Here is a 23,463-nt window from a genome sequence, read left to right as displayed (position 1 = left end):
TAAATTATTTATTGCGTCTAGCGTTGAAGCAATCACGACAATAAACTGGACGGTCTCCTTTTGGTTCAAAAGGAACCTGTGTTTCTTTTCCGCATTCTGCACATTCTACAGTATACATCTGACGCTGTTCTTTTCCGCCTTCACGTTCGCGACGTCTTTTATCACGGCATTCATGGCAACGTGCTGGTTCATTTTCAAAGCCTTTTTCTGCATAAAAAGCTTGTTCTCCTGCACTGAAAACAAATTCCTTACCACAATCTTTACATACTAGTGTTTTGTCTTGAAAATCCATTTGTAAAACTCCTTAAAAAGTTCAATTAAGCCCAAGCCGTTTCATCCCATAAATGCATGATTTTCCACGTCATTTTTCATGTCAGAACAAAAAAGCTGTTTGCTTCTTTTAGTATAAAGTTTTATTCAACAAAAATCAAGCAAAAATTAACTATATATTGTAAAATTATAAAAAATTTTCTCCCTTTATTCGTATATTTATACACAATATTTATAAATATTTATTTTTATATAAATTGAAATGATAATTTATATTTGATATACTAACTTAGTTAGCATAATGTATAAATAAATTAGTAGGAGTTTTTTATTTTGGAAAATAAAATTGATGATACAAATAAACACGATACAACTAGTGATAACGATAAAAATGATATTGATACATTAAATACTCCAGATTGGCTCAGCAGGGAATGGCGAGAAAAAAATGATCCACCCCCTCCTCCACCGCCAAAAAAAATATATAAAAAGAAGAAAAACTATAACCGTCTTATTGCTCTAATTATTATTCTATTATTAGTATTAGTTGGATTTGTCTTTGCTAACTCTGATTCTTCCTCTGATAATCCTCCAACTATAACTACAGAACAAACAAATGTTCTTAATATCATGATAATGGGTGTAGATAGACGCGCTGATGATGTCGGTCGCAGTGATACATTAATGGTTTTAACATATAATCCAAATGAACAAAAAGCTTCTTTATTGTCTTTGCCACGTGATACTAGAGTACATATCGAAAAAAATGACTATGACAAAATAAATCACGCTTACGCTTATGGTGGTCATGAGCTTACGCAAAAAGTAGTGGAATCATTTTTAAATGTACCGATTAATTACTATGTTCTTATAGATATCCAAGCTTTTGAAAAAATCATCGACGCTGTTGGTGGTGTTGATATTGATGTAGAAAAACGCATGTATTATGAAGACCCTTGGGACGACAATGGTGGTCTCGTCATCGACCTTCAACCAGGACTTCAGCATTTAAATGGTAAAACAGCTATTCAATATGTTCGCTATCGCGATGGTGAGGGCGATATCGGCCGTATAAATCGTCAGCAAAAATTCATGAAAGCTTTCCTTGCACAAGCAATATCACCATCAATCCTACCAAAACTACCAGATATTTTAAGCAACATTTCCTCAGCTATTCAAACTAATATGCCATTGAGTGAAATGATTGCCTTAGTATCCAATTTACCTACAATCCAACAAAATGGCTTATCTTCTAGTATGGTTCCTGGACAACCTGCTTATATCGAAGATATCAGCTATTGGATACCAGATATTGCCAAAACACGAAATTTAATAGCGCAAAATATGGGAATTACCTTAAATGAAACTGCTCAAAAAGATACTGAATCTACAATAAAAGCATATGAAAAATCTTTGCCTAAAGGTTTAAAAATGGGCGATATAACAACAGAAACGCCTTCAAGCGAAGAAAAATCTTCAACTCAAAAAGATAACACAACTCCTGCTAAAGAAAAAGTTGAACCTGTAAAAAATGAAGATATAACCGTTTTAGTCATCAACTCTAGCGGTATCAATGGAGCTGGTGCAGAAGTTGCAGATATCTTAAAACGCAAAGGTTTTAAAATTTCTAGTGTTGAAACAGGAAATACATCTTCTCGTGAACATACAACTATTACAGCAAATGAGCATGAAACAGATTGTTTCTATGGTATGCCATTTACTTGTACTATTATGTCAGGAGGAAGCTCTGGTCAGGCAACAGTCAATATTGGCTTAGATTATCAAAAACAAAATTAAATTATTTTAGATTAAATCTTGCTATATCTTCATGGAGTAGCAAGATTTAATTATATAGGTCTATAAATTTAAAATTTAAATTACATTATATAGTTATAAATTATAAAGGAAGTGTTATTTTGGGAATTTTACGCATTCAAGATTTAGGAAAATCCTTTGGTATAGAAGAATTATTTCATAATGTCTCCTTTGATGTGGCTCGTGGCGATAAAATTGGTTTTGTTGGCCCTAATGGTGCTGGTAAATCCACTTTAATGAAATGTCTTTTAGGTATTGAAGAATATGATACAGGGCGCATCAGTATTGATAGTGTAGATACTATTGGCTATATGCAACAGCAATCAGATTTCACTCATGATAATTTATATGATGAACTCTTATCTGCTTTTGCTGATATCATTGCTCTCGGACAGAAAAAAACTACATTAGAAAAACAAATTGAAAACTTAGATGATGATGATAAACTTGAAGATTTAATGAAGGAATATAGTCGTATTTCTGATAAATTTGAACAATTAGGCGGATACGATTATGAAAGCCGTCTTCGTCGCGTTGCTTTTGGTCTTGGCTTTAGTGAAGAAGACTTTCCCAAAAACCCAACATTATTTTCAGGTGGTCAACGCACTCGCATTTGTTTAGCTAAAGCATTACTTCGTGAGCCAGATTTTCTATTTTTAGATGAACCGACAAACCATCTTGATATTGAAATGATTGAATGGCTCGAAGGCTTTTTGAGCAATTATAAAGGTGGCGTACTTTTAATTTCTCATGACCGCTTTTTCTTAGACAAAGTTGCCACTAAGATTTTAGATTTAGAAAATAAAACAACTGTTTTATATGATGGCAATTATTCCACTGCCATGAAAGTAAAAGCTCAAAGACGAGCTGCTTTAGAATCTGCCTATGCTAAACAGCAAGAACATATTCGCGAAACAGAAGAATATATTCGTCGTTATAAAGCAGGTGTCAAAGCCAAACAAGCTAGAGGTCGTGAAAAACAATTACAGCGTTTAGAACGCATCATCTTACCTCCACAAAAATCAGGCTTTAATTATTTTATGTTCCATAAACCAGAAGAATGTGCTCAACGTGTAGCTGAACTTGATGACGTATCTGTTAGCTTTGGCGATCATAAAATTTTTGAACATCTGTCTTTATTAATTCGCAAAGGTGATGGTGTTGCTATCGTAGGCCCTAATGGTGCTGGTAAAACAACTTTATTGAGATTACTTTTAGGCGAATTACAATCTCCTACAGGAAATATCAAAATCGGCAGTCGTGTAAAAATCGGCTATTATTCCCAGCAACATGAAGGTCTTTGCCCTAGCAATACTGTTTTTGATGAAATCTTATCTTCATTTGGTTTAAATGATGAACAGGCTCGCCACTGTCTAGGTGCTTTCCTATTCAAAGGTGATGATATTTATAAATTAATCGGCGATTTATCCGGTGGAGAAAAATCTCGCTTGGCTTTATTGAAATTGATGTTAACTGGTGCGAATTTCCTTGTAATGGACGAACCTACAAACCATTTGGATATTCCTGCTAAAGAAGCTATTGAAGAAGCGATGATGGCTTTTCCTGGTACATTTATCGTCGTTTCCCATGACCGTTATTTCTTAGATAAAGTTACTAACTTCACTTGTGAATTAGAAAACGGACATTTAACAGAGTATAATGGAAATTATAGCTATTATCGTGAAAAAAAATTAGAAATGCAAAAAGAACTTGAGTCTACTCAAGAAATTTCAAATAAAAAAGCTACTACTGAAAATAAAACTACGCCTAAAACAAAACAAGAAAAAGCAAAACCTAAAAATGCACATGTAGCTTCTGCTATGAGCAGTGAAAAATTAACCATGATGATACAGCGTTGCGAAGCTACTATCGCTATGTTTGAAGCTGAATTAAAAGGCTTAGAATATCAAATGAATGACCCAGCACTGCAAGCAGACCCTAATAAAAGTCATGAAATAGCTACAGCTTATGCTCAAAAAGAACAAGAACTAGAAGAAAAATATATTGAATGGGATAAATTAACCGAAGAATTAGCAAATAAAGCATAGAATAATAAATTTATCATAAATAATAGAAAGGCTTTACTTATGGAAAAAATATGTGGAACAGTAGACACGATTATTTTTGCCAGTCAAGATAATCGCTTCACTGTTTTAAAATTATCACCAGAAAAACTTTCTACACAGATAACAGTTACCCTAAACGGCATAGCTCCACTCATTGGGCAACTATTAGAAATCGAAGGGGAATGGGTAAAGCACCCTAAATTTGGGCAACAATTTAAAGCTACGACTTACAAAACTGTTGCTCCTACAGAAATATCCGGCATTGAAAAATTCTTAGCTTCTGGGGCAATCAACGGCATTGGCCCTGCCATGGCAAAGAAAATAGTCGCTGAATTTGGCGAAAAAACTTTAGAAGTAATTGCTAAATCACCAAATGAATTATTAAAAATTCCTGGTATTGGCAAAAAAACAGCAGAAAAAATTTCTACATCTTATCTTGAACAAAGCGAACTCACTGAAATTATGGTTTGGCTAGAAAATCATGGTATATCCAATACTTATGCAGGTAAAATCTTTGCTAAATACGGTTCTTTTGCAATAGATATCATGGAAAAAGATATCTATCGCTTATTTCAAGATATAGAAGGCATAGGCTTTTTAACAGCTGATAAGCTCGCTTTTAATCTTGGCATACAAAGAGAGGATAAACGACGCATAATCTCAGGCATAGACTATGCTTTAATGCAACTTTGCAACAATGGTCATTGCTGTATTCCTGAAATGGCTCTTGTTGATAAAACAGCAAAGATATTGCAAGTAAATAATCAAATCATCTTCACTATTTTAAAAGAACGCATTGATAATGGCTCCTTAAATACTGAAGTAGTTGGTGGTGAAACTTTAATTTATCCGCCATATCTTTATTATGCCGAAAAAAAAGTTGCTATGCGTCTACTTCAATTACAACAAGCAACTGAGCCTTTATCAGAAGATAATCTTTCTTTATTTATCAAAGTATGGGAAAAAGACAATCAAATCCAACTTGCACAAAAACAAAAAGAAGCCATCAAAGCTTGTCTTCATCACGGAGTTTTAGTCCTTACTGGTGGTCCTGGTACTGGTAAAACGACTGTAATCAAAGGCATCTTATCTATTTTAAAAGCCCAAGGATTAAAAATTCGCCTAGCAGCACCAACTGGGCGAGCTGCAAAACGCTTAAGCGAGACAACAGGGCAAAAAGCTTTAACTATCCATCGCTTGTTAGAAGCAAATAATTTAGCTCAAGATGATAATTTACAATTAGGCTTTAGCAAAGATATCAATGACCAATTAGATGCTGATGTCATCATTTTAGATGAAGTTTCTATGGTGGATATAGTCCTCATGCACCATTTTTTAAATGCCGTACCAGATGGTTGTCGCATCATCTTAGTCGGTGATACAGACCAACTCCCTGCTGTAGGCCCTGGCTCTGTGCTTAAAGATATCATCCGTTCGCAAAAAATCCCTGCCATTCGCTTAGATGAGATTTTCCGCCAAGCTCAAACAAGCATGATTATCCAAAATGCACATATCATAAACGCTGGTAGATTACCTGACATTCGCAAACAATACAGCGATTTTGTCTTTTATGAATTAAATGACGATACTTCCATTACACAAAAAATCCTTGATTTATGTACTAAAGATTTACCTCATGAAGGTTTTGATGTTCTCAAAGACGTACAAGTTTTATCTCCTATGCATCGCTTTTTATGTGGCGTAGAAAATTTAAATCTAATGCTTCAAGAACAATTAAATCCTAAGAAAAATCAAGATGAATTAAAATATTCTTCACAAACATTTCGCGTTGGCGATAAAGTCATGCATATCCGCAATAACTACCAAAAAAATGTATTTAATGGCGATATTGGTTTTATCCAAGATATCAACAACGAAAAATTAACTGTAGATTATTTTGACCATATTGTTACCTATGAAAAAAATGAACTAAACGAATTAACTCTAGCTTATGCCTCAAGTGTGCATAAAAGTCAAGGCAGTGAATATAAAGTAGTCATCATACCTTTATCAACTAGTCACTACATCATGCTCCAACGAAATTTACTCTATACAGCTATCACCAGAGCCAAACAAAAGGTCATCATCATTGGCTCAAAAAAAGCATTGATGACTGCTATTCAAAGCAATCGAACACAAAAAAGATATACTCTACTTGCTGAACGTTTAGCCCATAAATTAATTTAAGCTATTTTATTTTAGAAAAGAGTTCTTTATCATGTTAAATAATATCTATCAAGCTATTATGCAATTTCTATTTCCTAGCCATTGTCCTTCTTGTAATGCTTATGTAGAACAAAAAGGTATGTGGTGTTCTTCTTGTTTAGAAGAAATTATCCGCAATGAAAATCTAGCTTATGATGAAGATATTCGACAATATATTTCACCTATTATAGCTATAGGTAAATACGATAAAGGACTTAAGAATTTAATTCACGAATTAAAATATCAAAATAAATTTGCTACTTTAGCTTATTTAAAACCATTATTTTCATATTTAGATGAAGACTGGGATTTTTCCACTTATGATATGATAATCCCAGTACCCCTACACAAAAATAAATTAAAAAAACGTGGTTTTAATCAAGTTGAAAAAATTTTTAAACCATGGATTGATAAACATCATTTTCATTATTGCGATATTCTTGAGCGTACAAAACAAACTAAATCACAATATCAATTACTACGCCATGAACGTCAAGAAAATTTAGCCAATGCTTTTACCTTAAAAGATTATGTTGATGTAAAAAATCGCAAATGTCTATTGATTGATGATATATTCACCACAGGCAGTACACTAAAAAATTGTGCTATGGTTTTAAAAAATCATGGTGCTAAAACTGTAAGTGGTCTAGTATTAGCTAGTCAAGCCAATATCACTTTACCTACAAAACCTTCAAAGGAGGTATTTTTTTGAAAAAACGTCCAAAATGGTTTCAACAAACCTCTTTTAATCAACCAAACACTTCTGATACTTCTTACTGCGTATTTAAAAATCTCTATCCATCTTCCTCAGAAGATACAACTACAGAAGAAATATCAGCTCAAAATATCACTACCGATAATAAGCCATCTTCAAATGAAATGACTAAAGATGATTTTCTTTTGGAAATCCATCAATTCAAACAACAAAAACTCTATGAAGAAGCTTTATCTTGCATTCAATTATTATTTGAAAAAAATATCGTAGATAGTAATATCATCTACGAATTAGCTGATACCTATTTATGTTTACATGATTATGAACGCGCTTTCAATTGGACACAAAAGTTAAAAGCTCAATCTCCACAAGATTGCCGTAGTCTACTTTTAGAAATCCAACTTTTGTTAGTTCATGGAAAAAAAGAAGAAGCTTTAACTACATTAAATCATCTATTATCCAATAAAATCACTTTAAAAGATGAAAAAGATTATCAACTGTTAGATATGATTATTGAAAAACTCAAAAAAATATTTAAAGCTGATAAATTAATGCGCCGTTGTCCTAATCTAAATACTTATCAAAAACAGCGTAGACAGTCTTTAAAGACACAAAAGCAAAAAAATCCTGTTACCCATGATTTAACTGTTCATCAATCCACTGCTATCAATAGTGCAAAAGGAGTCATCATGCCTGATACTAATACCAATATAAATCCAGCTCTACAAAATACAATCAATCAAATTTGGGATATGCAAATAGCCAATAAGGAAAATATTTCTACTATTTTAGCTACACCTTGCGAGCAAGTTAGCCAATGTATCATGTCTCAAGTTTTATCTTATAAGAAAAAAATTTGGCTATTTAATTATCTAGCTGATATTTTCCGCACACATAATAATCTTCAATCAGCTATTTTCTTATTGCGCCAAGCTCTACTTTTAGATGATGAAAATGACTTCATCTTAAAAAATCTTGGCTATTTACTCTGTCAAAATGGCGAATATCCAAATGCTTTAGTAGTGTTAAAAGATATTAAACATAAAGATTTCGCTGTACTTGATTTAATCGCTAAATGCCAAGATTTAAAAAATTAATATTTCCTTTTTGTTTTTATAATTAGAAAGAATGATTTATATGCCTATGTATAAAAAATCGCTACTTGTTTTATTTTGTATAGCTCTATTTGCTAGTGTTTCAACTTTTTATTATCTTTACACACAAGAAGATACTACTCCTATTATCACCGATAATATGCAAACACAGACTCAAGATAAACAAGAAGATACTACCATCACTGTTTATGTCTCCGGTGAAGTCAATTCTCCTGGTTTAGTTGAATTACCTAGTGATAGTCGCATTGCTGATGCAATTAAAGCCTGTGGCGATTTTACACCACTTGCAGATAAAACCAAAATCAATTTAGCTCAAAAATTAACTGATGGTATGCAAATTCAAGTAAGCAGTAAAACACCTGTCAACAATTCTAATGAACAGGTAAATGATACTAATTCCAACATTCCTAGTAATAATAATTCATCTTCTAATTTAATCAATATAAATACTGCAACAAAAGAAGATTTAGATACTTTACCTGGAATTGGCCCTGCAACTGCTCAAAAAATCATTGATTATCGCCAAGAACATGGTAATTTTTCTTCTATCGAAGATATCAAAAATGTCAAAGGTATTGGTGAAGCTAAATTTAGCAAAATACAAGATAAAATTTGTACTTAAAATCTTTTAAATCTAACAAATGATTTATTTTATTATTTAAGAAGGCATATTATGATTAAGATACATTATGGGCAATCGCCCTTACTTTTCATTAACTTTATAATTCTTTTCTACAGCTTAGGTGTGTATATGATGATGAAAACTCCTGAAATTTCTAAGTCATATACACACCTTTTTTGTTTAATTATAGTAAATCTAATACTAGCCTTCTATTTTACTTTGCGTAAATATAAACTTACATTTTTACTATATCTTATTTTATTTTTCCTTTTAGGTGTGATGCGTTATCTTTCTTTTACCTTCATTGCTGATGACAATATAAAAAACTATGACAATCAAGAAATCACTTTAACTGGTATTATCTGTCAAATGCCTAAAATCCGCCAAGACAGTGCTGGTATATATCATTTAACATATGTTGTTGATACTAAATCCATCAAGCAAAAGGAAGAAAAAACTACAACAGGAAAAGTTTATCTTTATCAAAAACAAAAAAATTTAGATAATCTTGCTAAAATCAATGATACGATTTCTACCACAGGCACTATCCGCTTAATCCAAAATTATCACAATCCTAATTTAATTGACCGTGAGCTTTCTGCCCAAGAAGAAGGTATCTATGCTACTTTTTCCATTGGCAAACAAAATTTAAAAATATTAAATACATCTGATAAATTCTCGCTTCAAGAATTTTGCTATCAAATAGAGCAATCTTTTTTGCAATCTATGTATCAAGCAATGCCTGAAAATGATGCTAATATGATTTTTGCTATGCTGTTTGGTGGGTATAATAATATCGAAAAAGACATCCTAGAAGCTTACTCAATCACTGGTATTATTCATATTCTTTCCGTATCAGGCTCTCATATCAGCTTGATTTCCCTATTTTTATTATCTTTGGGAAAGTTTTTACATCTTCCTCGCTTTTTAAATCTAATCTTATTATTAATCATTATTATTTTTTATACTATTCTATGCGGTGCTAGTGTACCTGTTGTGCGTGCTAGTGTAATGGGATTACTTAGCATTATTGCTCTATATCTTGAGGAAAAATCTACGGCTCAACATTTATTGAGTATCATCGCTTTGATTTTATTGCTCGTTGACCCTCTATTGTTATTCAATATAAGTTTTCAGCTTTCATTTGCCTCTACAGCTGGTCTTGTCTATTTAATGCCCATATTACGCTCTAAATTAAATAAATTAAAATTGCCTTCACTATTAACAGATAATTTAGCTTTAACCATGAGTGCTCAAATCTTTGCTTTTCCTATTATTATTTGGTATTTCACCAGTTTATCTCTTAGCTCCCTACTAGCCAATTTAATCATTATTCCCCTATTAGAAATTCTCATCATCTTAGGTTTAATAGCTTTTATCTTAGGATTTATCTTTCCTTTTATCGCTAAAATTTTATTTATTTTTGCCAGCTTAATTTTAAGCATAAGCAATGAAGCAACCTTTTTACTTACCAAAATTCCCTTTGCTAGTATTTATGTACCGCCATTAAATTTTCCAGCTATTTTAATTTATTATTCCCTTATTTTTATAACTTTAAATATCAAAATTTGCAAATACTTATATTTACTTTTACAAAAATATAAATTTATCACGTATATATGTAGTATTAGCCTAATTATTTGTTCTTGTTATTTAATGATAAAGCCTTCTCCTCTACAAATACATTTTATTGATGTAAGTCAAGGTGATGCTTGCCTTATCATCACGCCCCATCAACATAGTATACTCATTGATACAGGTGGCTCTATTAATTCTGATTTTGATATTGGCTCTTATGTAGATTTACCTTATTTACGTCATTATGGTATCAATAAATTAGATTATTTAATTTTGAGCCATGCTGACGCTGACCATAGTGGTGGAGCTAGTTCCATTTTACAAAAAATACCTGTAAATCATTTAATTATCGCTGATGAAGATAAAAATTTATATGCTAAAATTTTAAAATTACCACTGAATAATCCCCTATTAACCAAAGCTATTGTAGCTAAGGAAAACACTACTTTTAATTTAGAAGATATTCATTTCCAATTTCTTCAAAATGATGAAAAAGAAAATTTAAAATCTAGCAATGATAGTTCAAATGTACTAAAATTAACATATCATAATTTTTCTGTGTTATTCACAGGTGATTTACCGCAAACACAGGAAAAATATTTGTTAAATAAAAATATAGCCTCTACAATTTTAAAAGTTGCTCATCATGGCTCTAAGACTTCTTCTTCACAAGAATTTTTAGAACATGTACGACCTCAATTAGCTATCATCTCTGTGGGCAAATATAATAGCTTTGGTCACCCTAGCAAAGAAGTTCTCGATAGATTGAATAATCTGCCTACAAAAATTCTCCGCACAGATGAAAAGGGAGCTATAGTAATTTATACTGATGGCTATAATTTTTCTTTCAAAACATTTTTAAATTAATATATTTTAAGCAAAGGATTTCCCATGAAATATAATGATGCAATAAAACAATTACAAGCTAAACAATTAAAATCAGTCTATTTAATCACTGGTGAAGAATTATATTTAGCTGAAAATTATCTCAAAAAATTACTGACTTTATTAAATCCACAAAACGACGAAGAAGCTGTTCAATATTTTGATAGCACAGCTGATACAAAAGCTATTTTACAAGCATTAGATAGTTCTCCTTTTTTCAGTGAACATAATATCATCATCGCCAAAGATTTGAAGATATTTCAAGACAAATTATCTACTAAAGATAAAGAAGATGAACAATTATTTTTAGATTATATCGCCAATATGCCTGATTATAGTATATTGATTTTACAATATAACTTAGGCAAAATTGATAAACGCAGAAAACTCATTAAAACTATTGAAAAATTTGGCACTATAGTAGAATGTGAAGCTATAGCTTATTGGAATATTAATGACTGGCTCAACTCTCGCCTTCGTGAGTTAAATCTCCGCTTTGATCGAGAAGCTTATGCTTATTTTTTAGAAGCTATAAAATCCATGGAAAAAATCTCCCTTGGCTTTTTAGACCAAGAATTACAAAAACTCACACTCTATCCACAAAAAACACTTATCAATCGCCAATTTCTTGAAGATAATTTTTCTAGTATCCCTGAGATTTCCACATTTCGCCTTTGGGAAGCTTTAGGCAATAAAGATATTGCCACTGCCTTAGAATTATTTACCATTCAACAACAAGCAGGTATACATCCACTGCGTTTATTAAAATTTTTAGCTCGTCAAATAGACCAGCTTTGGCATGTAAAAATTTATCTCAGTGAAGGTCAATCTACAAAACAAATAGCTTCTATTTTAAAATTACATCCATTTATCACTGAAAAAATCATCAAACAAACTCAAAATTTCAGTTTAGATAAAATTCAACAAATGCTCATAGATATAGCTGATGCTGATTATAAATTAAAAACAGGCTCTAATGAGCCTGCTTTAATCGAAAATCTTCTTATAAAATTTTGTCTTTAAAATCTAATAAAAATAATTTATTTTACTCTTAATATACAAGATTATGCCATTATTTTAATGGCATTTTTTTATTAAAAAATATTCTATATTCATCTTTAATAAAACTTTCTCCTTAAAATAAATTAATTTATCTATAAAAACGAAAAAGGACTGCTTTCTTTTGGAAATCAGTCCTTACTTTGATTAGCAATTATTTGCTTAAGCTGTTTACTCGGCGAGCTAAACGAGATTTACGGCGAGCTGCGCAATTTTTATGGAATAATCTGTTAGCAGCAGCCTGGTCTATTTTTTTGCATGCGATTACAAGTAATGCTTTTGCTTCTTCAGCATTGCCAGCAGCAACAGCATCAAGAACTTTACGAGAAGCAGTTTTTATAGCAGATTTAGCAGAAACATTTTTTGCACGACGCATAGCATCTGTTTTTACGCTGAGAATAGAAGATTTAATGTTTGGCAAGAAATTCACCCTTTCATCATTATAATTGTACCAAAATAGTTTATCATGTTATAAAACAATTTGCAAGATGGCTAGATTAAATACTATGTATTCAATAGCTAAACGCGATATATATTGTACCACATAAAGCTCTAAAAAATCTAGTCTTTCTTAAAAAACATTTAAAATTTTATTTTTTTCTTGACTTAGAGTCAAATCCTAGGTATATAATCTTTTTAACTATTTATTATTTATATATGAAGGATTTTTATTTATGAACAAAAAATTTTTATTTATCATTTTAATTTTAATAACTTTAAGTTGGCATTTATCCCTACAAAATAATGATACTATTGATGCAGAAACAAAAAATACAGCCCAAATATCAACTTCAGAAAAAACTCCATTAGCACCAGCCTTAGTAGCTTTATCTCACTTTCCTCTACAAGACCCTAGCAATAATATGCCTCTTTTAGAATGGAGAGAAGATTTAAATGCTGTTTATTATGAATTAGAATTATTTGATACCATTCCTGATGATTTAAGTGATGAAGAATTATCTTCTGAACATTTATATTATACAGCCTCTGTTTACACAAACGCTAAACAACTTGATTTAACTCAAATTGCCCCAAATGCACTGAACGGAAAGACTCCTCTTTATTGGCGTATTCGTTCTATGGATATAGACCACAATCCTATCACTAAATTTTCAGCTCTAGAGGAACTATATTCCACTAACCAAGCACCTCAAATGAATGCACCTATACCACATGTTATTTATAATGAAAAAAACGGCACTACACTTCTCTATCCTGTTTATTCGTTTATTCCTAATGCAAATGCTACTCAATTTGAAATAGAAGTTACAGATAACATTCCAGAAAATCCTAATGGCACAACACCTTCTAAATATCGTATTTATGCCAAAATAATCACAGGTGGTGAGCTTTATGATGAAAAACCTCGTATTGGCACTTTTTATTGGCGTGTACGTGGTTTAGATGATGAAGGAAATCCTGTTGGTGTATATTCTGATGCTCAAATTTTCAAAAATGAACCTCAAGACAATTGGAAAATCGCAATTTTTGGTGATAGTATCAGTCATGGAGGTGGGCATTTATCTTTTGGTCCAGCAGATTGGGCATATAGTTATGCTTATTATTTAGATTTCCCTACTATTAATTTATCTTGTAGCGGAGACACAAGCGAAACTATGGTACAACGTTTTGATGATGATGTACTGCCTTTCCACCCACAATATTTATTAATCATGGGAGGAACTAACAGTCTTCGTGCTGGTATGCCTGCCGAAAATGTAATCAATGATTTAAAAACAATCCAAGAAAAATGTTATGAAAATAATATCACACCTATACTGCTCACTTTAGCACCTATAAATCCTTATAATATAAAAAAGGTATTCAATGAAGAAACCTCTGAAGTATGGCAATATAATTTAAATTTAGTCAACGATTTCATTCGCACACAGCCACATATTGATACAGCAAAAGCTTTAAATAGTCCACCAATATTGCCAACAGAATATGCTATGGACGGATTACATGGTGATGTTATCGCTAAAAAAATCTATGCTCAAGAAATCAATGATAACATTTCTCAATTTATTGCTAAATAACCCTACCTATATGTTGTAATTATAGTTTCGAAATTGTATAATAATTACTGTAAATAAAACAGCTAATTTTTAATTTCTATAAAACTATTTTTACAGGAGGAAGATATCTTGAAAGCTACTAAAATACGTGATGATATTTATTGGGTAGGTGCCATTGATTGGTCCGTTCGCAATTTTCATGGTTATGAAACTGGACGCGGTAGCACTTATAATGCCTATTTAATACTTGATGAAAAAATCACTTTAATTGACGCTACTAAAAAAACTTTTAGTGATGAAATCTTAAGTCGTATTTCTTCTATCATTGACCCAGCAAAAATTGATTATATTGTTTGCAATCATTTAGAAGCTGACCATTCTGGTTCTTTAGATGCAATCGCTCAAAAATGCCCTAATGCTACTATTTTTGTCAGCCAACCAAATGGTTTAAAAAATATTGCTAAATTCTGCGGTGAACATACTTACCAAGGCGTAAAAGCTGGTGATAGCATAAATATTGGTAAACGCACTTTAAAATTCGTTCCTGTACCTATGCTTCATTGGCCAGATAGCATGGTTACTTATTGCCCAGAAGAAAAAATCCTTTTCTCTAATGATGGTTTTGGTCAACATCTCGCTACTAATGAACGTTTTGATGATGAAGTTGATTATGCTGTTTTAATGCATGAAGCGAAAAAATACTATGCTAATATTTTAATGCTCTATGGTCGTCAAGCTCAAACTGCTCTTAAAACAGTTTCCACACTTGATATTGACATGATTTTAACAGGTCATGGCATAAGCTGGCGTAAACATATTAAAGATATTTTAGATTTATACGCAAAATGGAGCAATTTTGAAGCTGATGAACATAAAGCTGTTGTAGTATTTGACAGCATGTGGAATTCTACAGAAATTATGGCTAAAACAATCACAGAAGCATTCCAAGCAAAAGGAATTTGTGCAAAATTCTTCGATTTAAAAACTAATCATTATTCTGATATTATGACTGAAGTTCTTGATAGTAAATATATCGCTGTTGGCTCTCCTACTTTAAATAATGGTATGATGCCAAATGTAGCTGCCTTCTTATGCTACCTCAAAGGTCTAGTACCTAAGAAAAATGACCGTCAAGCTTTAGCTTTTGGTTCTTATGGCTGGGGTGGACAAAGCATTGCTCTTGTACAAAAAGAACTTGAAGAAGCAGGACTCAATATCTTCCATGATATGATTCGTATTGCTAATCAACCAACACAAGAAGAATTAGATAATATTTATACTAGCATTATTGAAAAACTCTAAAAGAAAAACCTCTAATAGGTCAATATCTATTAGAGGTTTTTTCTTTATTACTAAAAATTTTAATACTATAAACAATACATATTGATAATGATATAATTAATATTATAAATAAATATAGAGGTGATATTTATATGATAAATTCCCATTCAAGACATAGAGATATTATCTTAATTTTAATTGCTAGCTTTTTTTATATGACTAGTCCTATGCTCATAACTCCAATTATTGCTGGGTTTTCAGAAACACTTGGTGCCAATGGTACTACTATGGGGCTGATTGGTGGCATTATGAATATTTGTTCTTTAGTCAGTCGACCTATCATCGGCATATATGCTGATAAAATTAGTAAGTATAAATTATCTTTTTGGGGCATAATTTTTATCATAATTTCATGTCTAGGTTATATACTGGCTACTAATTCATTTATCATTGCCATTGCCCGCATTATTAATGGTCTTGGCTTTGCCTTATGTTCTACTTGTATGTCCACCTGGATGTCAGATTTATTGCCCCAAGAAAAAATCGGCTCAGGCATGGGTATATACGGCACTATGAACGCTTTAAGTATGGCAATTGCTCCAGCTATTGGTGTATATATCTATCAAAACTTTAACTATACAATAGCATTTTTACTTGCTCTATTTACAGCCATAATTTCTATCATAATTATTCAATTTGTAAAAGATAAGGATGAACCCATCATCACTACTAACACTAATTTTAAATTGGAAATTATTGATAAAAATGTAGTTCCCATTGCTTTCATCATGATGATGTTTGCTATTCCTTATTGTGCTACTCAATCTTTTCTTGTAACTTATGTCGAAGCTAAACAACTTAATATCCATATAAGTTTATTTTTTCCAGCATATGCTATTGCTCTACTTATACTCCGTCTAAGTCTAAAAAGTCTCTTTGACAAACTTCCTTTCGGTATATTTTTTACCTCTAGTATAATTTGTGCTTCACTATCTATCTATTTTCTTCATACAATGCAAAATAATTTTGATATGCTTATCGCTGCTATATTCATGGCAGGTGGAACAGGTATTATCAATTCCGTTTGTCAATCTACAGCTTTATTATTAGCACCTAAAAATAAACGCGGTCTAGCTAATAGTACATTTTATATTGGTATAGACTTAGGTATGGCACTTGGGCCAATCATAGCTGGTATCTTTTATGAACATTTCTCGTTATATTTATTCTATCCACTATTTTTCTTTACTATACCACTAGCTATAATAGGATTTTTCTTTTACCATCAAAAAGTTAAAAATATCATAAACTAAAATTCCAAAGAAAAAAGCGAAGAAAAAATTCTTCGCTTTTTATATTATTTATTATATTAAACAGCTTCAGACTTAACTTGTTCTGTAGATAAGTCTGGTTTTCTATCTGGAACAATAAAGCAAACTATTTTTACCATTATTGGAATAAGTGGTAACCATAATAAAGTATTTATTAAATTAAATGAAGTATGTGCATTTGCAATTTGACGAGAAATAACTGCTGTTTCTGGTCCAACAGGAGAAATATACATTACAAACTGAGCAAATAATGGTAATACACATAAGAACACGATACTACCTGTGATATTGAATACACTATGAGCTACAGCTGTACGTTTTGCATTTTTAGATTGACCAATAGAAGCTAATAAAGCAGTAATTGTTGTACCGATATTATCACCTAATAAAATAGGTAATGCACCTTGAAGACCGATGATACTGTTACCATCTACACCAGCTTGAGCTGCAAAGTTCTGTAATACTGCAATTGTAGCACTAGAACTCTGTACAATTACTGTCATAACTGTACCTAACAATAAACCTAAAATTGGATTATCATGTACACTAGCGATAAGTTCTGTAAAGATTGGTGCATTTACAAGAGGCTTCATAGTAGAGCCCATGATTTCGATACCTGCAAATAATAAACCAAAGAAAAATACTGTCTGACCAATATTTTTTAATTTATCACTTTTAGCAAAGAAATAAACCATAAAACCGATAAATACGATTGGCCAAATATAATCGCTAAGTTTAAAAGCAATTAATTGCGCAGTCATTGTTGTTCCGATATTTGCACCAAAAATAATGGAAATTGCTTGTGGTAATCTCATTAATCCAGCACTAACAAAACCGATAGCCATTACTGTTGTAGCACTAGAACTTTGTAATACACATGTAACTAATGCACCAGCTAATACACCTATAACTGGATTTTTAGTTAATACGCTAAGTACATAACGCATTTTTTCTCCAGCCATATTCTGTAAACCTTGGCTCATCATGTTCATACTGTAGATAAATAATGCCAAACCGCCTAATAATTCAAAAGCAATTTTCAAACCCTCACTCATTAAATATTCCTCCAAAATAATTTTCTAACACATATTTTCAAAATAAAATTCGCTCAATTGCTATTTAATTATATAAATAAGTGAGTAATGCTTTCTAGTAGAAAAAAGTAAAATGAATGTAAAATATATGTAAAATCTTTTTCATAATATCCAGATAGAGATTATATCTTTATATAAAAAAACTGGTGTAAATTAAGTAATTACACCAGTTTCTTGTCTTTTTATCAAACGAAATATTTTGTTTTGAATTCTTCGATTTGAGCTTCATCTAATGGTCTAATTTCACTTAAATAAGCGATTTCTACTTTACTACCATCAGAATGTACACCTTCTAAATAAACAACGCCATAACCTTTAGCTAAATATTGTATCATGCCTTCGCCAGTTTCTTCATTATAAATTTTAATACCTATGCAATCATCAAAAGTTCCCATTGAAGTAACTACCTTATATCTTCCTAATAATACAATATTTGTAGCATCTCCACCTGTATAAACTTTTGGCTTTTTAGAATTTGTTTGCACTGTTCTAAAATCCTGCAAATATGGCATTTCTTGTCGCTTATTTAGCACAACTTCTGACACTTTATCTTCGCTACCAATAACTCTTTTTACTAATAAAGGCTGTAATACTTTTTGATTTTCCTTATCTACAATACAAGTTCCTTGATAAAAATTAACTTTATCACCTTTATTTTGTTCATCAAAATTAAATGTAGCTAGATAAAAATTGTCATTTTCAAAAGGTGCTGCTAATACATTGATTGTACCAGTAGCTTGCTGATATTCTCGCAAATCTATATTTTTAGGAGAAGCTAAAGCTACCGCTTGAAATGTTAATAAAACTACAAAAACTACTAATAATCTTTTCATTTAGATAGCCTCCCTTTATTTATCACTATAATATATATCATATATTATATAATTCGCTACAATACTAAAAAATACCTTTCATAAAAAAATTTTTTACAAAAATAAAGACGAATATATTGCTATTCGCCTTTATTTAAATTATCTATGAACTTATTCATAACGAAGTGCTTCAATAGGGTCTAATTTGGCAGCTTTTCTCGCTGGATAAATACCAAAGAATAAACTTATGCCTACAGAGAACATAAAAGATATAATAATTGGCTCTATAGTGATAACTGTTGTAAATCCGCCAAATTGAGCTATCGCTGTAGCTAAACCAACGCCAACACCTACACCAATTAAACCACCTATAATCCCTACAAATACAGCTTCAATCAAAAATTGGAACATAATATTATTATACGTTGCACCTAATGCTTTACGAATGCCAATTTCTCTCGTTCTTTCAGTTACTGATACCATCATTATATTCATAATACCAATACCACCAACGAGCAAAGAAATACCTGCTACACTTCCTAATAAAATTGTAAGCATTGTACTTGTACTAGTCATAGTTTCCATAATACTAGTCAAATTTCTTACAGTGAAATCATCTTCTTTATCTCCTGTAATTTTATGGCGTTGTCGCATTAAATTTTCAATTTCAGCTTGTACAGAATCCATCTTATCTGCTGATGTTACCTGAACACTTATTTGCTGTACATAATCTATAGCCATTATACGCGTCATAGCAGTAGTCAAAGGTACTATTACGATATCATCTTGGTCTTGACCCACACTAGATTGACCTTTACTTTCTAAAATTCCTACTACTTTAAATGGGTCATTATTTATACGAATATTTTTACCCACTGGATTTTCTTCACCAAATAAATTACTTGCTACAGTCGTTCCAATAACAGCTACACGAGCTCTTGTTTCTACATCTTTTTCTGTAATAAAAGTACCATTTGCAATACTTAAAGAACGAATATACATATAATCTGGTATTACACCTACAACATCTGTATTCCAGTTTTGATTACCATTTACTATTTGATATTTCTTCTGTACTTGTGGTGATACATATTCTACATCTTTTATTTTCTTTTTTATAGCTTCTGCATCATCTAATTTCAAACGCACATTTGAACCAGCCGCTTGGCGAACACCAGCCGCATTTTTTGTCGCACTAGCATTGATAATCAACATATTGCTACCCAAGCTAGCAATTGAATCTTCTACCTGTTTTCGTACCCCCATACCAATAGAAACCATTGCTATAACGGCACCTACACCAATTATAATTCCAAGCATAGTCAGTAATGAACGCATTTTATTTGCCCATAAAGCCGATATAGCCATTTGCACAGTTTCTTTAAATAACATCCATTACTACCCCCTTGCCTGCATCTTTTGTTATTTTTCCATCAACTACTAATAATTGACGTGAAGCACATGCCGCAATATCTGGTTCATGTGTTACTAAAATCATGGTTTTTCCTTCTTCATGTAATTTGATAAAAATCTCCATGATTTCCTTTGTTGATTTTGTATCTAAGTTACCAGTAGGTTCATCTGCCATGATAATACTTGGGTCATTGACCAAAGCTCTAGCAATTGCTACACGCTGTCTTTGCCCACCTGATAATTCATTTGGTTTATGGTCTGCCCTATCATCTAAGCCAACAGCTTTTAAATAATGATGTGCTCTCTCTAATCTCTCCTTCATTCCTACTCCAGCATAAACTAAAGGCAATGCTACATTATCTAACGCAGTTATCTTTGATAATAAATTAAAATTCTGGAAGACGAAACCTATTTTTTTATTGCGAGTCTTAGCAAGCTCATCATCACTTAAATGAGCAATTTCTCTACCATCTAATTTATAAGAGCCACAAGTCGGTCTATCTAAACAACCTAATATATTCATTAAAGTAGATTTTCCTGAACCTGATGGCCCCATAAGTGCTGCAAATTCACCTTTATAGATTTTTAAATCTATACCATTTAAAGCTGCTACTTCTTGTGTTCCCACTTGATAAAGCTTTTTTATGCCTGAAAGTTCAATAGTAATTTCTCTTGCTTCATTCATATCACTATTTTCCTTTCTTAGTGAATTGGTGGTCCTGGTCTAGTAGAAGTTGTAGTAGTTGCTTTTTTAACCATGGTAACATCTACTTTTTCATTTTCAGATAAACCATTTATAATTTCTACAAATTCATCACCATATATACCTGTTTCTACATAGCGATTTTCTGTTGTGCCATCATCTTTGATAACAATTACATATGTTCCATTTTTATCAGTTTTTAAAGCTGAAAGTGGTACAGCTAAAGCACTATCTTTATTTGCAGTTTCAATTTCTACACGAGCAGTCATTGAAGGCATCAATAAACCTTCTGGATCATCTACATCTAAAGTTACACTATAATAAATTACTGCTGCTGATGAAGATGAACTACTGCTTGATGAATTGCTTATATTCCAGCTATTATCCATATCTGTCTGTGAAATTTTAGATACAGTAGCTGTAAAAATCTTACCATTATAAGCATCTACGGTAAAAGTAGCTTTTTGCCCTACTCTTACACTGCCGATATCTGTTTCATCTACTTTAGCAAAAATTTGCTTTCTTGATAAATCAGCAATACGCATAATTACAGTAGGATTGCTATTTCCCTGTACCGCCATAGTACCATCTGTAACAGGTTCACCAATTACTACCCCATCCATAGGTGATACTATTACTGTTTCGGATAGATTTGACTCTGCTTCTTCTAATTTACTTTGTGCTGTATCGTAATTGTATTGAGCATTATCTAAATCCTCTTTAGATTTTGCTCCTATATTATATAAATAATTAGTTCTGTCATAAATTATCTTAGCATTTTTCAAAGTAAATTCAGCTTGTTCTTTTTGAGTTTCATAATCTTTTCCATCTAATAAAGCTACGGTTTGACCTTGAGTTACAGTATCATTTTCTTTTACTAATACTTGTTTTACACGAGCTGTAATTTTAGAGCTTACTTCTACTGACTCTACTGGCTTTATTGTTCCTGTAGCTGAAACAATTGATTTCATGCTCATATATTGAACTTGAGCTGTATTTACTACTGGTTTTTTCGCTTCTTCTTGTTTTTGTGCATAATATTTATAACCAGTAACAATAGCTATTATTACAACTACCAATACCAATATTATTTTTGCCCATTTTTTTAACTTCACTTTATCCATCTATTGTTTCTCCCTTTGGTGTTCCAATAACATATTCTAGATTAGCTTTATATCTAGCATAATCATATTGAGCACTTGCATAGTTTAATCTAGCTTGTGAGAGTGCTAATTCTGCATCAATTACATCTAAGATTATACCTGCACCAACTTTATATTTTTCAGTAGCGATGAAATAATCTTCTTCCGCTTGTTTTACTGCCATTGCTGTAGAATTAAAACGTCTTTCAGCTTCTCTCATATTTAAATAAGCTTGTCTTACTTCTAAATCAATAGTATCTTCTGTATCTGATAATTCATATTCTGCTTTATTATAACTAGCTTCTGCTGATTTTACATTTGATTTTGTTACATTATTATCGAAAATATTCCAATTAGCAGATACACCAGCTTGATAATCATGATCATTGCCACTAGGTAATGCCTGTTTATCCCAACTTGTACTTACAGATAAATTCACTGTTGGTAAATATCCAGCTTTAGCCACATCAATATTATTTTTAGCAATTTCTACATCTATCTGACTTGCTATTCTATCTTTGCGATAAGCCATAGCATAATCTAAACATTCAGGTAAAGACATTCTAACTATTTGATATACAAAATCATCAGTTAAATTAATAGGTTCATTTCGATCAATTTTTATGATATTACGGAATGTACTCAAATTTATTTCATAATCATTTTGTGCTATAATCAAGGATTGTTGCGCATTTGATAAGGCAACTTCTGAACGAAGTACATCTGATTTTGGTATACTGCCTGCTGCATAGAGATTTCTTACATCTGTCAAATGACTTTCATAATTATTTACAGACTCTTGTTCAATATTTACATTTTGCTTTGCTTCTAATATATCAAAATAAGCTTTTATTGTATTATATTTAATAGTTTCTTCTGTGCGTTCTAAATTCAATTCAGACTTTAATAATTCCAACTTTTTACTATCAATATTTAGCTCATTTTTATTTCCTGTGTAAAGAGGCAATGTTGCTGAAATACTATTACTATTACCTCGCTCAAAAGTTGTATCTGCACTATCTCTAGCTGATAGACTACTTCCTAAAGAAATACTTACACCATTTGCTCCTTTTGTAGCTTCATAATTTGCTTGTGCTGCCATTTTTTCTTCATTAGCAATCTTTACATCATTATTTTTAGCTAATGCCATATCTACAGCTTCATCAATAGATAAATCAGCTGCCAAACAAGCTGGCATACCAATGTTCATACATATAGATAAGACCATACATATATCTTTCATTTTTTTTAGGGACATACGTTCTATTATCCTTTCTTTAAAAAATTAATATATATTTATTATCATTATATATATTTACATATTTATTGTATAACAAAA

Annotated in this window: 19 protein-coding genes; 11 read left to right on the top strand and 8 right to left on the bottom strand. The window is 31.5% G+C overall.

The annotated features are described in order from the left end of the window. Positions 1-4: 4 nt before the first annotated feature. Entirely contained in the window at positions 5-292 is a 288-nt protein-coding gene (locus F553_RS0107220) for a zinc-ribbon domain containing protein (RefSeq protein WP_008538738.1), read from the bottom strand. 311 nt (positions 293-603) lie between these two features. Here F553_RS0107220 and F553_RS0107215 point away from each other — a divergent pair, with 311 nt between their 5' ends. From F553_RS0107215 to holA, 8 genes are all read left to right on the top strand, one after another. Beyond that, positions 604-2,067: an LCP family protein gene (locus tag F553_RS0107215; RefSeq protein ID WP_018999585.1), complete on the top strand. Its 1,464-nt coding sequence runs from the start codon at positions 604-606 to the stop codon at positions 2,065-2,067. A gap of 119 nt (positions 2,068-2,186) precedes the next feature. Further along, positions 2,187-4,133: an ABC-F family ATP-binding cassette domain-containing protein gene (locus F553_RS0107210; RefSeq protein WP_008538740.1), complete on the top strand. Its 1,947-nt coding sequence runs from the start codon at positions 2,187-2,189 to the stop codon at positions 4,131-4,133. A 39-nt stretch (positions 4,134-4,172) separates the two neighbouring features. After that, entirely contained in the window at positions 4,173-6,338 is a 2,166-nt protein-coding gene (recD2, locus tag F553_RS0107205; protein WP_018999584.1) for an SF1B family DNA helicase RecD2, read from the top strand. A 31-nt stretch (positions 6,339-6,369) separates the two neighbouring features. After that, positions 6,370-7,068 (top strand): ComF family protein, encoded by a 699-nt coding sequence (locus F553_RS0107200; RefSeq protein WP_018999583.1) that lies wholly within the window; start codon positions 6,370-6,372, stop codon positions 7,066-7,068. Continuing rightward, positions 7,065-8,168 carry a tetratricopeptide repeat protein gene (locus tag F553_RS0107195; RefSeq protein ID WP_018999582.1) on the top strand — a complete coding sequence of 368 codons (1,104 nt, stop codon included), beginning with the start codon at positions 7,065-7,067 and terminating at the stop codon, positions 8,166-8,168. Before F553_RS0107200 ends, F553_RS0107195 begins: the two co-directional genes overlap by 4 nt. Before the next feature lie 40 nt (positions 8,169-8,208). After that, positions 8,209-8,808 (top strand): ComEA family DNA-binding protein, encoded by a 600-nt coding sequence (locus F553_RS0107190; protein WP_018999581.1) that lies wholly within the window; start codon positions 8,209-8,211, stop codon positions 8,806-8,808. A gap of 51 nt (positions 8,809-8,859) precedes the next feature. Further along, positions 8,860-11,253 (top strand): DNA internalization-related competence protein ComEC/Rec2, encoded by a 2,394-nt coding sequence (locus tag F553_RS0107185; protein WP_033405643.1) that lies wholly within the window; start codon positions 8,860-8,862, stop codon positions 11,251-11,253. 24 nt (positions 11,254-11,277) lie between these two features. After that, a complete protein-coding gene (gene holA, locus F553_RS0107180) occupies positions 11,278-12,294 on the top strand; it encodes a DNA polymerase III subunit delta (RefSeq protein WP_018999579.1) in 1,017 nt (338 codons plus the stop codon). A gap of 190 nt (positions 12,295-12,484) precedes the next feature. Here holA and rpsT read toward each other — a convergent pair whose 3' ends face one another. Then, positions 12,485-12,751: a 30S ribosomal protein S20 gene (gene rpsT / locus F553_RS0107175; RefSeq protein WP_018999578.1), complete on the bottom strand. Its 267-nt coding sequence runs from the start codon at positions 12,749-12,751 to the stop codon at positions 12,485-12,487. Positions 12,752-13,004: 253 nt separating this feature from the next. On the opposite strand from rpsT, the gene F553_RS0107170 reads away from it, so the two are divergent. The 3 genes from F553_RS0107170 (at position 13,005) to F553_RS0107160 (ending at position 16,942) form a co-directional block, all read left to right on the top strand. After that, a complete protein-coding gene (locus tag F553_RS0107170) occupies positions 13,005-14,369 on the top strand; it encodes a GDSL-type esterase/lipase family protein (RefSeq protein ID WP_018999577.1) in 1,365 nt (454 codons plus the stop codon). A 108-nt stretch (positions 14,370-14,477) separates the two neighbouring features. Beyond that, a complete protein-coding gene (locus F553_RS0107165; protein ID WP_018999576.1) occupies positions 14,478-15,650 on the top strand; it encodes an FprA family A-type flavoprotein in 1,173 nt (390 codons plus the stop codon). Between the two features lie 131 nt (positions 15,651-15,781). Then, complete coding sequence (locus F553_RS0107160; protein WP_018999575.1) at positions 15,782-16,942, top strand: MFS transporter; 1,161 nt, start codon at positions 15,782-15,784, stop codon at positions 16,940-16,942. A 56-nt stretch (positions 16,943-16,998) separates the two neighbouring features. On the opposite strand, the gene F553_RS0107155 is transcribed toward F553_RS0107160, so the two are convergent. From F553_RS0107155 to F553_RS0107130, 6 genes are all read right to left on the bottom strand, one after another. Next, positions 16,999-18,015, bottom strand: a complete 1,017-nt coding sequence (locus F553_RS0107155) for a Na/Pi cotransporter family protein (RefSeq protein WP_018999574.1) — start codon at positions 18,013-18,015, stop codon at positions 16,999-17,001. A 224-nt stretch (positions 18,016-18,239) separates the two neighbouring features. After that, complete coding sequence (locus tag F553_RS0107150) at positions 18,240-18,887, bottom strand: hypothetical protein (RefSeq protein WP_018999573.1); 648 nt, start codon at positions 18,885-18,887, stop codon at positions 18,240-18,242. 150 nt (positions 18,888-19,037) lie between these two features. Beyond that, the gene (locus F553_RS0107145) at positions 19,038-20,258 is read right to left on the bottom strand and encodes an ABC transporter permease (protein WP_018999572.1); all 1,221 of its coding nucleotides are present in this window, start codon (positions 20,256-20,258) and stop codon (positions 19,038-19,040) included. Then, the gene (locus F553_RS0107140; protein ID WP_008538757.1) at positions 20,248-20,964 is read right to left on the bottom strand and encodes an ABC transporter ATP-binding protein; all 717 of its coding nucleotides are present in this window, start codon (positions 20,962-20,964) and stop codon (positions 20,248-20,250) included. The genes F553_RS0107145 and F553_RS0107140 overlap by 11 nt, the downstream gene beginning before the upstream one ends. A gap of 17 nt (positions 20,965-20,981) precedes the next feature. Continuing rightward, the gene (locus F553_RS0107135) at positions 20,982-22,106 is read right to left on the bottom strand and encodes an efflux RND transporter periplasmic adaptor subunit (RefSeq protein ID WP_018999571.1); all 1,125 of its coding nucleotides are present in this window, start codon (positions 22,104-22,106) and stop codon (positions 20,982-20,984) included. Then, the gene (locus tag F553_RS0107130; protein WP_026296963.1) at positions 22,099-23,382 is read right to left on the bottom strand and encodes a TolC family protein; all 1,284 of its coding nucleotides are present in this window, start codon (positions 23,380-23,382) and stop codon (positions 22,099-22,101) included. Before F553_RS0107130 ends, F553_RS0107135 begins: the two co-directional genes overlap by 8 nt. Positions 23,383-23,463 lie beyond the last annotated feature (81 nt).

It is taken from the genome of Megamonas rupellensis DSM 19944 (genome assembly GCF_000378365.1).
Lineage (GTDB): Bacteria > Bacillota > Negativicutes > Selenomonadales > Selenomonadaceae > Megamonas > Megamonas funiformis.
This window is presented reverse-complemented; position numbering and strand designations above follow the sequence as displayed.